Source organism: Segatella hominis, from assembly GCF_004535825.1.
Classification (GTDB): Bacteria; Bacteroidota; Bacteroidia; order Bacteroidales; family Bacteroidaceae; genus Prevotella; species Prevotella hominis.
The window spans coordinates 1-13,530 of sequence record NZ_SGVY01000029.1; the positions used below are offsets into that span (position 1 = coordinate 1).

The 13,530-nt window shown below is 41.8% G+C and carries 15 protein-coding genes and 1 pseudogene; 8 read left to right on the top strand and 8 right to left on the bottom strand.

All coding sequences use genetic code 11. The annotated features are described in order from the left end of the window. The 7 genes and pseudogenes from EXN75_RS10840 to EXN75_RS18265 form a co-directional block, all read right to left on the bottom strand. A partial coding sequence (locus tag EXN75_RS10840; RefSeq protein WP_134843830.1) for a hypothetical protein occupies positions 1–269 on the bottom strand: 269 nt, incomplete at its 3' end. Between the two features lie 144 nt (positions 270–413). Beyond that, positions 414–1,034, bottom strand: coding sequence for a hypothetical protein (locus tag EXN75_RS10845; RefSeq protein ID WP_134843831.1), 621 nt, complete (start codon positions 1,032–1,034; stop codon positions 414–416). A 403-nt stretch (positions 1,035–1,437) separates the two neighbouring features. Further along, a complete protein-coding gene (locus EXN75_RS10850; protein WP_134843832.1) occupies positions 1,438–2,289 on the bottom strand; it encodes a hypothetical protein in 852 nt (283 codons plus the stop codon). 43 nt (positions 2,290–2,332) lie between these two features. Beyond that, a complete protein-coding gene (locus EXN75_RS10855; protein WP_134843833.1) occupies positions 2,333–2,773 on the bottom strand; it encodes a hypothetical protein in 441 nt (146 codons plus the stop codon). Positions 2,774–2,820: 47 nt separating this feature from the next. Then, positions 2,821–3,057, bottom strand: coding sequence for a hypothetical protein (locus tag EXN75_RS10860; RefSeq protein WP_134843834.1), 237 nt, complete (start codon positions 3,055–3,057; stop codon positions 2,821–2,823). 162 nt (positions 3,058–3,219) lie between these two features. Next, the gene (locus EXN75_RS10865) at positions 3,220–3,456 is read right to left on the bottom strand and encodes a hypothetical protein (protein WP_134843835.1); all 237 of its coding nucleotides are present in this window, start codon (positions 3,454–3,456) and stop codon (positions 3,220–3,222) included. A gap of 202 nt (positions 3,457–3,658) precedes the next feature. Beyond that, a pseudogene (locus EXN75_RS18265) lies at positions 3,659–3,816 on the bottom strand (helix-turn-helix domain-containing protein); the annotation flags it as partial. A 376-nt stretch (positions 3,817–4,192) separates the two neighbouring features. Between EXN75_RS18265 and EXN75_RS10875 the strand changes: the two are divergent. Next, positions 4,193–4,411 (top strand): hypothetical protein, encoded by a 219-nt coding sequence (locus tag EXN75_RS10875; protein ID WP_134843836.1) that lies wholly within the window; start codon positions 4,193–4,195, stop codon positions 4,409–4,411. A 477-nt stretch (positions 4,412–4,888) separates the two neighbouring features. Here the strand turns inward: EXN75_RS10875 and EXN75_RS10880 are convergent, their stop codons facing one another. Continuing rightward, the gene (locus tag EXN75_RS10880) at positions 4,889–5,677 is read right to left on the bottom strand and encodes a DUF5020 family protein (protein ID WP_134843837.1); all 789 of its coding nucleotides are present in this window, start codon (positions 5,675–5,677) and stop codon (positions 4,889–4,891) included. Positions 5,678–5,901: 224 nt separating this feature from the next. Here EXN75_RS10880 and EXN75_RS10885 point away from each other — a divergent pair, with 224 nt between their 5' ends. The 7 genes from EXN75_RS10885 (at position 5,902) to EXN75_RS10915 (ending at position 13,478) form a co-directional block, all read left to right on the top strand. Beyond that, positions 5,902–6,807 (top strand): tetratricopeptide repeat protein, encoded by a 906-nt coding sequence (locus EXN75_RS10885; RefSeq protein WP_134843838.1) that lies wholly within the window; start codon positions 5,902–5,904, stop codon positions 6,805–6,807. Between the two features lie 385 nt (positions 6,808–7,192). Further along, positions 7,193–8,026: a prephenate dehydratase gene (locus EXN75_RS10890; protein WP_022111264.1), complete on the top strand. Its 834-nt coding sequence runs from the start codon at positions 7,193–7,195 to the stop codon at positions 8,024–8,026. Positions 8,027–8,090: 64 nt separating this feature from the next. Beyond that, a complete protein-coding gene (locus tag EXN75_RS10895; RefSeq protein ID WP_134843839.1) occupies positions 8,091–9,263 on the top strand; it encodes a pyridoxal phosphate-dependent aminotransferase in 1,173 nt (390 codons plus the stop codon). Between the two features lie 21 nt (positions 9,264–9,284). Then, a complete protein-coding gene (locus EXN75_RS10900) occupies positions 9,285–10,352 on the top strand; it encodes a bifunctional 3-deoxy-7-phosphoheptulonate synthase/chorismate mutase type II (RefSeq protein WP_134843840.1) in 1,068 nt (355 codons plus the stop codon). 41 nt (positions 10,353–10,393) lie between these two features. After that, positions 10,394–11,191, top strand: a complete 798-nt coding sequence (locus tag EXN75_RS10905) for a prephenate dehydrogenase/arogenate dehydrogenase family protein (protein WP_118117107.1) — start codon at positions 10,394–10,396, stop codon at positions 11,189–11,191. A 76-nt stretch (positions 11,192–11,267) separates the two neighbouring features. After that, a complete protein-coding gene (locus EXN75_RS10910; protein WP_246031373.1) occupies positions 11,268–12,686 on the top strand; it encodes an NAD(P)-dependent oxidoreductase in 1,419 nt (472 codons plus the stop codon). 183 nt (positions 12,687–12,869) lie between these two features. Then, positions 12,870–13,478, top strand: a complete 609-nt coding sequence (locus EXN75_RS10915) for a hypothetical protein (protein ID WP_134843841.1) — start codon at positions 12,870–12,872, stop codon at positions 13,476–13,478. Positions 13,479–13,530: the final 52 nt, after the last annotated feature.

Sequence of the window (13,530 nt, forward strand, 5' to 3'; positions counted from 1 at the left end):
TCTTCCGACAGGAACTTCCGCTCAAGTATCCGCATAATGGCGTTCAGTTCCCTATGCGAATATTTACGCGCCGAAGCCTTGCGATAGGTTCTCTTCTTGCTCTTGACAACTCTCTTTTTGCTAATGGCAACCCTCTTTTTGCCAACAGTTGCCACTTTCTTTTGCTGAATGGCCATTGATGGGTTGCAAGCAGCACAAGTGGTTTGCATTGAAAGGAACATTGTCAATCCTAATATTATTGCATTGAGGAGTTTTGGCTTCAGTCTCATAGTTATCAGCAATTAATAATTTAACATGTAGAGATATGAACTCTTATAGTATATTTCTTTTCAAGGATGAAAATAATTGTCATAAGGAAAAATCACTTTGCCTTATGACAATTATACACAGTTAGAATACTTAAAACAGATATTCTATTTCAACAGACTATCAAAAGTCCTTATTAACGAAATAGGATCTTTATAAAATTCTTTCGTATCTAAATTAGACACAGTTTCTTTCATCACAGGATATGGCTTAAATACAATTTTAAGCAACATTTTCGCACCAATACTACTTCCCATACAATAACCCTTTGCCACATCTTCATTCTTTACCTTAAAATAGAAAACATAGTTTGTGCCTTCCAAATGTAATGTTTTGGTATTTGTTATTGTTGAGATATAGTGTATATAGGCAGACACATTTTCCCCTTCATACACAGGTTTGAGGAATATCGGAGTTTTGTATGGTTTTGGATTTTTGTTCCAAACGCTTGGCAATGATTTTTGCGCCATAAGCGGAACGAACTTTATCCACTTTTTAGATTTTGAATCGTAGTACTTAATGCTCTTTATCTCTGTAGATTTGTATTCTTTCTTTTCTTTAGAGTTGGAATCTTTAGTAACAACGACATCACCATCATCAAGCATAAATAAAGTTTTTGTGACTCCCTTAACCACATTTCCGTTGTTTAAGGTAATTTCAACATTGTCCTGTGCTTGTACCATTACACACAACAAGAGGGCAAGAAACATAAAAAATAGTCTTTTCATACTCATGTTATTTTACGGTTTGACTTAATATCACAAAAATACTATTTTTTTTTCTTTGCTATCCAGAAAAAAACACATTTTTTAACTTATTTATCCGTGCAAATAGTAATATTTAACGCTTGAAACGAAAAATGGTTTATGGAAACTGTTATCTGTTATCTGTTATTTGTTATCTGTACAGCAAAAAAAATCGTTTTTGGAAACTGTCAACTGTAACGCTTGGGGATGATGTTATTGACCTGTCATGTGACATTTTACTCTTGTATAGACTACACCCTTTATCCAAGTCTTCAAAAGAGACATTTGAGATAGTGTTACTTATAAGAAGTTTTTTAACTCGTAGAGAACAAACAGTTGCCCCGGAATCTTTCAAATAAAATAGCTCCTCACCGTTCTCCAATGATTATGATTCGCATAAATCCTTGCATTTCTCCCAATAGGCATCGAATTCCTCTTTGCTAACCAACATATTGGTTTCTATCGAATACAAGTCATATTGCAGGATGATGGACATCGGAGGATTGTGTTTGATGAAATCTTCTGGAAAGCAACCATCTATTTCGACATTAGCTACGCAATAGTTGCCATCCGCAGAAATTGTAATAGCCCTTGATACTCTCACGCAATCAAACTCGCCATAGCAAACCGTGTCGAACACCTTTATCTTGAAATAGAACTTGTATATCAATATTCTATTGTTGCATGGAAGTTGTTTTCTCAGACGGATGCACAAATGAGCCAAGGACAACAAAAAACTTTTCTTGGCATCCTTTGGAGACATTATCAGCGTGAAGTCCTTGCCAATCTGACCTACAGAATTTACTTCGACTTTTGTTTTAGGCGCTTCCTTAGAAACAAGTGCTTGGATCTCCTTAACCGCCTTGCTCCAAGTCTTAACGTAATCAGGAAAAATAAGGTAATAGTAGCTGCTGAAAAAGAACTCCTTCGTCTCAGGCTTGTACTGTATGAAGAAGTTGGCAGAATCAAAAGATTCGGTAAACTTTTCTTCGGGCATGATGTAAGAATCATCGGGCGACTTCTCACAAACCGTACTAAGCATCTTGACTCGCCTCTTGAACCATATTTTGTATCTTTTGGCAAAGAGAACAAAAGCAATCGATATAACAGCCAAAATGACAAGCACGACAACACCGATAATATCTGAGCAGATATGAGTGATGACACCTATGCCATATATGATGACAATGCACCATAAAACGACCATTCCAAGTTTAGACATTATTTTTTCTATCATAAAGCTATTCGTTTTTGTGGTTTTTTGAATCCACGATTTTCTGTTATCTATGATACAGGCAGTGCCCTTTTCTGTAGTCTTCGGGAGATAATCTTTTTTTGTTTTCAAACGCCATTTTATAGTCTTTCATATACCATTCCCATGCTTCTTGCATTACATAGTCCTTGTCATATAATATCCAAATTAACCTGTCCCATTCGTAGTTCGAGGCTTTGGGAACCATCGTTACTTTACTTCCTTTTTTACCGCTTGGGCGATTGGCTTTTACTTGATACCTTATATTTCTATAAATGAAATCCGTCCCTTTGGCAACAGAAGTTTTATCTCTCATGTAATCAGAGTATTCTTTTTCTGACATACCAACCAACATTGCTGCATCATATTCAGAAATGGAACTTGTAATAGACGGTGCAACTCCAAAAATTGCTTGCCATTGCAAAGCAATATCTGCAAGTTTATCTCTTAGCTTTATCTTTTCTTCCATAATTGTGTTTATTTGAGCCTTGCGGACTTGCAATCCGCAGAAAGCGATTAATCATCCCAATAATACGTAGGTCTGTTGAAAGAAGGATACCAATCCAAGTATAGCACTTGTACCCTGGTGCCAATCTTGCGATAATCACCTTCCTCCACAAGCGAATTTCCATCATAAGTTTTATCTCCGACTTGAAACTCATACAGATAACAGTTCGTAGTATAGCGATGGAGCCAAGACGAAGTATTAGGTGTAATGACGGCTTCTGTTTTCACACCATGCTTTTTCAGCATACCTAATAGTATAGGTACACCAATAACGGTATAAGCAAAAACACAAATACAAATACCAAAGTAAATCTTCCCTATTGTTTCCTTTACTGAGCTAAAATCAATGTATCTCATTTGATGTTCTTTTTAGTCTCTGCGGACTTGCAATCCGCAGGAAGTACAACTTTATCTTCTTTCAATCAATTCCCCATCCCATTTTACAAGGTTCGGACAATGGCATCCATGCCATTTCTCGAAGTAAGCATCAATATCGCAAACTCTTGACATCACTTTCTCTTTTAATTTCTCAACTTGATTGTTGTAACCAATTTCCGTGAAGTAACGCCCTGCCTTCAACCCTCCAGACCAAAACTCCTTGGATAGAGCAGGCATTCCCTTTATAAAATCAGAGTCAAGCCTCATTTCCTTTTCACTGTTTGGAAGTATGACGTATTTCAGACCTTCCGTCTCTTTAAGTGAAGAAAGAGAGTCAAGTTGAGGGGTGACCTCAAAGGCATTCTTCCATTATACTCTGTTTTGATATTATTTACAAAGGTAATGCTTTTAGCCTTTAAACAACTCTCACACAACCCCTTTCTTTGAAAAGAACGTAAAATCAATAGTATTATTGCGATGATTGTACTTTTATTAATCGCTTCACTCGTTGTACCGTACTCACGCCCCTTTACCACTCAACTTTGCAACATCTCGAATGAAATACCCCTTGCGGAGCAAACTAATAACTTCCCTATATTCGGCTTTCATCTGTTCTGCCGTTTTCTCGCCAAAAAAATCATTTCTACCTACTTTTGCTGCACGTTTTAAAATTAAAATAAAAAATGAATACAAAAACAATAACCATAAACGGCAGGTCTCCACCCTCAAAAAAATGCCTTTTAGAGGTGTGAACCCTTTTTTACAGGGTTCACTTTTTCGGGCAAGTGGTGAACCCTTTCTTTTTTAATATATATAGACAGCGCGTATATAAAGATATAAAGAAATGATAATCAGATAGTTATAATACCCTTATTTATACCTTATTTCGTATAAAAAGTAGGGTAAAAGCCTCACTATTCACCAAAGCTTCACCTAAGGTTCACTCTAATGGCACTTAGAAAGGAGGCGCAAAATTTTTAACAAAATAATTAAAACCTACAAAATGAAAGTTAATCAAAAGGGAATGGACGCCCTTCATCGTCCATCATTTTTTCAGTCGCTCAACTCTAAAATGAGCTGTCCGATCAATGATCTTCCTCAGATCGAGTCTTACATCACCCTGGATACTTCTATCAAGGGCTTTACCGAGGCCTACAGAAAGCGCTTGGCTATCGGAAAGAAATGTGCGGATGAACGTTCAAAAGGGGAGGGTCGCAAATAACTTATTTAGAGGTCGGAAATGACTTATTTACGAATTGGAAATGACTTGTTTGTAGATCGGAAATAACTTGTTTGCAGGTCGAAAATGACTTGTTTCTGAGCTGCGTCGATTGACACGTTGGATAAAAAGAAACACCTCGGAGAACCGCAATTTTGAAAAAAAATCAACTTTATCGTGACATTAAATGACATTAAACGACATTAAGTGACATTAAACGACATTGGGGATTTTTTATTTCGTACCTTTGCATTGTCAATCAGAACGGTTGGCGATGCAACAGATGGTGAATCCGCGGTAGCCCTCATTGCATCTGGTTACTAAAATTAAATTAATAGAAAATGATTCAGATCAATTTGAAGAAGAACAAGAATGAGAATCGGCATCTGCTACGAGGGTGGTCTGGATGAGAACGGAAAGCCTGCCAGAGCAAATCTGGCAGGCTTCATGGTTTTTTTATATCAAAATTTCTTTTGTGTGTTAGAATTCCCACTTGGCGCCTAAGCATGGTCGAACCATGAAACCGGCATTGGAACCGAAATTATTGCTGATCTCTACCTCGCCACCTACGCTGAGATTGTTGCAACCGAAGTGCTGACCTACATTATACCAAAGCTGTGGCTCTGATGTGAAGACGGTATGCTCGGCGGTGTAAGCTACTTCGCCCTCATCGTTAAACTTCAAATTGCCATGCTTGTCCTTGAATGAACTGTGGTTCTCCCACCAGAAATCTGCAAAACCGCTAAAGTTCAAACCTTTTACGCCAAAGATGTCCTTGCAACCCCATACTGCAGTAAACTGCATTGGGACATTCTGCTCTGTTTTGCGAATCGTCTTATAGAGTGCCTGCAAAGTCAATGTGTTTTTGAAACTCTTGTCGTGCATGAAATACTCTACACCGAAAAGCCATGCATTGTTGATAGGATAATCCTTATAAATACCACCATTATACTCGGCATGGAGACTCAAATTCTTCAATTTAGAGTTCTGCCAAAAGTTGAGGGCGCGAGAAATCTCGGTATAAGTACCACCTTGTGACATGTTGTGTGCGTACTTGTTGCCCGTATTTGGGTCTGTCATCTGATTCAGATTGAAATCATGATCCACGAAGAAATAGGTGTTACCCCATTTGTCCTGCTTGAACATTTCAAGGGTGAGGGTTACGAACTTACGGTCAGAACCGAAATCATACAGGACCTGTGCGTTGGTTTGTGCCTTTGCGAATCCGCTAACCAACAAGGTGGCAATCATCAAAAATAAACTTTTCATGTCGTCGTATTATTCTTTGTTTTGAAAAATTATATAAATTAAAATTAATTTTCTTCTTTCTTTTTCGACTGCAAAGGTATGAATATTATTTAAAACGACAAAGTATTGATGTAAAAATTTGGAATAATCGTGGAAAAACATTACTTTTGCAAGGGTTTTTCCAGTAGAATTGGAATTTAAACGTGTTTTTTATTAAAATAATCATTGACTTAAACATAGACTTTATGGGATTTTTTAAGCGTTTTTTTGGCGGCAAAAGTGAGTCGTCTGAAGATAAGAAGGAAGATCAGTCTGCCAAGGATTTCGAGGTGCTGAAATATGATGGTGTGCGGGCGATGCATCAGGGACAGATGGATTATGCCATCAAGTGTCTGACCAATGCGTTGCAGGCTAAACAGGTAGATGAAGAGGGGGATGCTTCCAAAGAGGATCAGGATGTTTTGGAGGTGCGTGATTTTCTTTCTCTGGCTCTTATCCAGAAAGGTGAACTCGCGCAGGCTTATGATCAGCTTCGCAAGTTGTCGGAGGCTCAGCCGGATAACAAGCAGATTTTTGTTCGTATGGCTGAGGTGACTTATATGATGGAGGATTATGGGGCGATGTCACATGCCTGTGAGAAGGGGATGCTCATCGACAAGGATGATGCTCACCTGCTATTCCTGTATGCCAAGGCTTGCTTGGGACAGGGTGATGTGATCAATACCATTGCCATGCTGACGAAGAGTATTCTTTTGGCTGAAAAACAGCAGGAGGGTTTGGCGCAGGCGGTACAATCCAGATTGCTGCGTGGCGAAACGCTTTTGAAGTTGGGTGATGTGAAGGGTGCAGAGGAAGATGCTGCCTGGCTTCTTGAACAGTTGGAGGAGCCTGTAGAGGAGGTGCTTCTCCTGGAGGCTCGTATTCTGCTGGCTCAGGGAAAGATGGATGATGCTATCTCCTATTATAATAAGGTAATAGACGTGAACCCATTCTCTGCCATCGCTTTCAAAGAGCGTGGTGCAATCTATCTGGCGAAGGGTGACAAGGTGAATGCGGAGAAAGATATGCAGAGTTACCTGGAAATGAATCCTCAGGAGGCGGATGCTGTGACGGGGGAATTTAAAGCCGAAGGTAAGGAACATTGCAGATAAAATACAAGTTTTGTAGATAAAAAACGTATTTTTATGATAAAAATCGGTTGAAAGTAGGGGATTTATCGAAAAATATAAGCAAAATGTAGAAAAAACTATCAATTTGTTTGGTGGTATCAGAAAAAAACACTACTTTTGCAAGCGTATAATATCAAACAATTAAAACAAGAAAGAATATGAAGTTTAATGCGTACTATTTTAGCTTTTACTTTTACTTTGCAAGCAATTGTAAAGCGGGAAGTTGCGTGTAAATTTCAACTTAGGATATAAGATTAAGAAATCTATCGAAACGGTCCCGCTCTATATGGAGCAGGACCGTTTTTCGTAAGAGTCTTCTTCTGGATGAGTCTTGAGGATATTCAAACTAATAAAAGAAAAAGAGGCAATGAAGAGAATAGCAATACAAGGTGAGTTAGGATCATTTCATGACATTACTGCACATGAGTATTTCGAGGGCGAGCAGATAGAGTTGATTTGTTGTGCTACCTTCGAAGAGGTGTTTGAGAACATCAAGCGTGATCCTACTGTCATCGGCATCACTGCCATCGAAAATACCATTGCTGGCAGTTTGCTTCACAATTATGAGTTGCTACGACAGAGTGGTACTACTGTGGTGGGTGAGCATAGGCTGCACATCGAACATAGTATCTGTTGTCTTCCCGAGGATGATTGGAGTACACTCCAAGAGGTTCACTCTCATCCTGTAGCTTTGATGCAGTGCGGTAAGTTTCTTGCCAACCATCCCGACTTGAAGGCGGTGGAGGCTGAGGATACGGCGGGTTCGGCAGCTTATATTGCTAAACACCATGTGAGAGGGTGGGCGGCTATCTGCTCTTCTTATGCTGCTCAGATGTATGGCATGAAGGTGCTGCAGGAAGGCATCCACGATAATCCGCACAATTTTACCCGTTTTCTCGTGGTTTGCAATCCGCAGAAGGCTGCATTGCTTCGTCCGATAGAGAAAGCCAACAAGGCGAGCATCGTGTTCAGCCTCTCTCACGATAAGGGTTCTCTCTCCAAAGTGCTCACCATCTTGAGTTTCTATGATATCAATCTGACGAAGATTCAGTCTTTGCCTAATATCGGACACGAATGGGAGTATCTCTTCTATGTCGATTTGACTTTCGACAACCTTACCCGATACCGCCAGAGTATTGATGCAATTACTCCTCTGGTGAAGAAAATCAAGGTGTTAGGGGAATATGAGGAGAAAGAGTGAAAAATTCGTATGCTCTTGCAATTTAACATGAAACATTGAACATTAAAAATAAACATTAGATAAAATGATACAGCCAGCGAATAGAGTAACGGAAATTCAAGAATACTACTTCAGTAGAAAACTGAAGGAAGTGGCTAAGTTGAATGCCGAAGGAATGGATATTATCAGTCTTGCTATTGGAAGTCCGGATATGCCTCCTTCTAAGCAGACCATTGATAAATTGTGTGAGGTAGCACAGCGCCCTGATGCACATGGTTATCAGCCTACCGTGGGCATACCTGAGTTGCGTAAGGCGATGGCGGGTTTCTATAAGCGATGGTATAATGTAGATCTTGACTGGGCTACGGAAATCCAGCCGCTTATCGGTAGCAAAGAGGGTATTTTGCACGTAACGCTTGCCTTCTGCAATGTGGGCGATGAGGTGCTGATTCCAAACCCGGGTTATCCTACCTATACTGCCATCAACAAGATTCTTGGAACCAAGATTACTTATTATGATCTGCGTGAGGACAATGGGTGGCAACCGGACTTTGAAGCCTTGGAGAAGATGGACTTGAGTCGCGTGAAGCTGATGTGGACCAACTATCCGAACATGCCAACGGGTGGAAATGCCCGCATGGAAACTTACGAAAGATTGGTGGAATTTGCCAAGAAGCATGATATCGTGGTGGTGAATGACAATCCTTATTCGCTTGTGCTGAATGAGCATCCGATGAGTATCATGCAGGTGCCTGGTGCAAAGGATTGTTGCATCGAGTTTAATTCTATGAGCAAGAGCCATAATATGCCGGGATGGCGTGTGGCGATGATCTCCAGCAACAAGACTTTCATCTCCTGGATCCTGAAAGTGAAGAGTAATATCGACAACGGTTCGTTCCGTGGTATTCAGTTGGCTGCTGCGGAGGCTTTCAATACGAATAGCGATGAATGGCATCATGAGTATAATATCGTGAACTATCGCCGTCGCCGTGATATCGCAGAAGAAATCATGAAGGTGCTCGATTGCAAGTTCGATCCGAATCAGGTGGGTATGTTCCTCTGGGGAAAAATTCCGGAAAAGTATGCAGATGTAGAGGATTTGACGGAGAAGGTGCTCCATGAAGCCCGTGTGTTTATCACCCCTGGTTTCATCTTTGGAAGCAACGGAAAGCGTTATGTTCGTATCAGCTTGTGTGCTAAGGATGAGAAAATGAAGGAGGCGCTTGAAAGAATCAAGAGTGTGTTTGAAAAGAAATAAAAACAATAAAAATATACGACTATGGAATTAGAATTAGAACCATTGAATTTTCCTAGTGATCAGGAACGCCCTTGTGTGATTGCAGGTCCATGTTCTGCAGAGACAGAAGAGCAGGTTATGACAACAGCAAGACAGTTGGCTGCCAAGGGTTGCCATATGTTTAGAGCTGGTGTATGGAAGCCTCGCACCAAACCAGGCGGTTTTGAGGGAAATGGTGAGGTTGCTTTGCCTTGGATGAAGCAGGTGAAGGAGGAAACCGGTATGCTGACTGCTACTGAGGTGGCTACACCTGAGCATGTGGAGCTGGCCTTGAAGTATGGTATCGATATTCTATGGATCGGTGCACGTACTTCTGCCAATCCTTTTGCGATGCAGTCTCTTGCTGACAGTTTGAAAGGCGTGGATGTACCGGTATTGGTGAAAAACCCTGTAAACCCTGATTTGGAGCTGTGGATTGGTGCTCTCCAGCGTATCAATCAGGCTGGTATCAAGAAGTTGGGTGCTATCCATCGTGGTTTCTCCAGCTTTGATAAAAAGATTTATAGAAATCTTCCTATGTGGCAGATTCCTATTGAGTTGCATCGCCGCATTCCACAGTTGCCTATCATCTGTGACCCAAGCCATATCGGTGGTCGTCGTGATTTGATCGCTCCACTTTGTCAGCAGGCAATGGACCTTGGGTTTGATGGCTTGATCGTGGAGAGTCACTGCCAGCCTGATGATGCTTGGAGTGATGCTAAGCAGCAGGTTACTCCTGAGGTTCTGGATTACATCCTGAGTCTCTTGGTGGTTCGTGATGAGCATTATTCTACTGAAGGTCTGCATCAGTTGCGTGGTCAGATTGATGAGTTGGACAACCAGCTGATGGATCTCTTGGCTAAGCGTATGCGTGTTTGCCGTGAGATTGGTACTTACAAGAAGGAGCACAATATGACCATCGTACAGACCAACCGTTACAATGAAATTCTGGACAAGCGCGGTGCACAGGCTGCCCTTTGTGGTATGAGCTCTGAGTTTGCTGCCCAGATCTTCGAGCATATCCATGAGGAAAGTGTTCGCCAGCAGTTGGAAATTTTGAATCAGAAGTAATATTTAAGTGAAGAGTGAAGAACGAAGAGTGAAGAATTAAAATGAGAATATTAATCATGGGAGCAGGTAAGATGGGAAGTTTTTTCATCGACCTGCTCAGCTTCGATCATGAGGTGGCAGTGTATGAGAAGGATGCTAAGCGCCTTCGTTTTACCTACAACTGTTACCGTTTTACCAAGATGGAGGAAGTAGAGATGTTTCGTCCGGAACTGGTCATCAATGCGGTGACGGTGAAATATACTTTGTCTGCTTTCGAAGAGGTGTTGCCTCATTTGTCGAAGGATTGTATCATCAGTGATATAGCTTCCGTGAAGACGGGTTTACAGGAGTTTTATGAGAAGAGCGGATTCCGCTATGTCAGTACGCACCCGATGTTTGGTCCTACGTTTGCCAATCTGAATCAACTTTCAGAGGAGAATGCGGTCATCATCAAGGAGGGTGACTACATGGGCAAGATCTTCTTTAAGGACTTGTATCAGAAGTTGGGATTGAGTCTGCATGAATATACTTTTGATGAGCACGACCAGACGGTGGCATATTCGCTGAGTATTCCTTTTGTCAGCACCTTTGCCTTTGCGGCTGTGATGAAGCATCAAGATGCACCTGGTACTACCTTTAAGCGCCACATGCAGATAGCCAAGGGTGTGTTGAATGAGGATGATTATCTCTTGCAGGAAATCCTTTTCAATCCTTATACTTCGGGACAGGTTTCTCAGATACGTGAAGAGTTGGCAGAGTTGATAGATATCATCGATCACAAGGATGCCAAACGCATGAAGCTCTTCCTGACGAAGATTCGTAACCATGTAAGGGAGGATATTGAAATCAAGGAGCATTGATGATTCGTAACTTTGCACCCGCAAACTATCTAAATGAAGAGTAGTGAAGTTCAATATCAAAAAAAAGAAAAATATTATGAGTGAACAGATTGAACAACAGAATAACAAGGCTACGGATGCTCCTGTTTCTGCTGCCAATGAGCCAGCAGCTGCTTTCCAGGTTGTAAACGAGGGCTTTTCTACCCGTGAGGCGATCGAGGAGGCTAAGCGTTGTCTTCATTGTAAGGTCCCACAGTGCCGTAAAGGATGTCCGATAGAAAATGACATTCCTGATTTCGTACACGAGTTGTCGATGGGTAATATGGGAGCTGCCATGTCTATCATCAATGAAAAGAGTAACTTGCCTGCTATCTGCGGACGTGTTTGCCCTCATGAGAAGCAATGCCAGGGTCATTGTGTCTTGGGCAAGAAGGGTAAACCGGTACAGATTGGTAAACTGGAGCAGTTTATTGCTGATTTCGATACGAAGATGAAGTTGTCTCGTGAGAAACTTCCTCAGAAAACTCGTGGTCGTGTGGCTGTCATCGGTTCAGGTCCGGCTGGCTTGACGGTTGCCGGTGATTTGGCTCGTCAGGGCTTCAATGTAACCATCTTTGAAGGTCAGGCTGAACCGGGTGGTGTCTTGATGTATGGTATTCCTGAGTATCGTCTGCCAAAGAGTGTGGTGCGCGATGAGGTGAGCAAGATCGAGGCATTGGGCGTTCAGTTTATTACCAATTGTATGGTAGGCGAGAACAATGTAACTATCGACAGTCTTTTCCGTGCAGGATATGATGCGATCTTTATGGGAACGGGTACGAGTGTGCCTCAGAATATGGATTCTACTCCTGGAAGCAAGTTGCATGGTGTAAGTCAGAGTACTTATTTCCTCCATAATGTGAATGCTTACAATGAGGGTGCCCTGACACGAGATATGGTGCCTTTGCGTGATGGCGAGAAAGTGGGTGTGATCGGTGGTGGTAATGTGGCCATGGATGCCGCCCGTACGGCTATTCGTCTGGGTGCTGATGTGACAGTGCTTTATCGTAAGACTCAGGAGGAGATGCCTGCCATTCAGAGCGAATATGAGGATGCTGTGAAAGAAGGTGTGAAGTTTGAGTGGAAAACTACTGTTGAGGCTTTCCTGAAAGGTAAGAACGGACGCTTGGGCAGTTGTGTGCTGAACACGCCTGATGGGGAGAAGGTAGAGAAATTTGATAGAATCTATCTGGCTATCGGCTCTCGTCCTGCAAACCGTATCGTTTCTACTACAGCTGGTATTGAGGTGGATGAGAAGGGCTATGTTAAGGTTGTTGATCGTCCGTTTGGTATGACTACCCGTCGTGGTGTCTTTGCCGGTGGTGATGTGGTTCACCGTCCTCAGACTGTGGTCTTAGCCATGAAGGCTGCCAAGGAAGTGGCTCAGGGTATTGCTCAGTATGTGGATGCCATCAAGTTGCTTGAGGAGGCTAAGCGTATTGAGAAGAGTGGTACTACTGGGGCTGAAAATGAATAAGGAATTCTCTATCATATTGTGATTGATAGAATCGTATATAAGAGCAAGGCGTTTTGATGACCTTGCTCTTTTTTTTGTTTGTGTGTTCTCCCTTAATTCTCCTTAAACTTTTTAAACTTCTGTGTTTATGTTTGGTCGTTTTCAAGTAATTATGTACTTTTGTGATAACTAAATGTTACGATTATGAAGAGATTGATTATATGGGTCTTGATGGCATTCGTGATGTTCGTGGAGGTGATGGCGCAGAAGACGTGTGTTGTTGCCAATGCGGAGGATCATGTGCCTATCAGGGAGGCTCTTATCCATACCAACAATAACCATTGGGCGCGTACGGACTATCGGGGATACTGGTCTATGAAGTATCAGTTTGATAGTGCTACGGTTTCTAAGTCGGGCTTTTTGAAGACAACGGTTTATCTGAAGGAACTGCCTGATACGGTTTTTCTGATTCCTGAGAGTACGCAGTTGGGAACTGTGGAAGTCTGGGGTAAAGACCAGCAGCATGTCAAGGATATGGAAGACCAGGTGCAGCAGGCTGCAAGTATGATAGGCTCTGGAACTACTGGTATCGGTATTGACTTGGGGAATATGTTGGACAGTCGTGGTCGTCGCGACCAGAAACATCTGCGGAATGCCCGGAAAATATTGGGTGAATATGACAAGAAAGACCCGATAGTCTCTGCCTATGAACAGGCTACGGGCAAGCAGATACAGCTTTCTCCTCCCGGTATGAAAAAAGAAGAGGAAAGTGTCCCGGAATTGGAGGAAAATGATGGGAAATCCCTGAAATAGAGGTGATAAAATGGCTATAATATACTCGATTGCCCAAAAAACAAGGCATGAT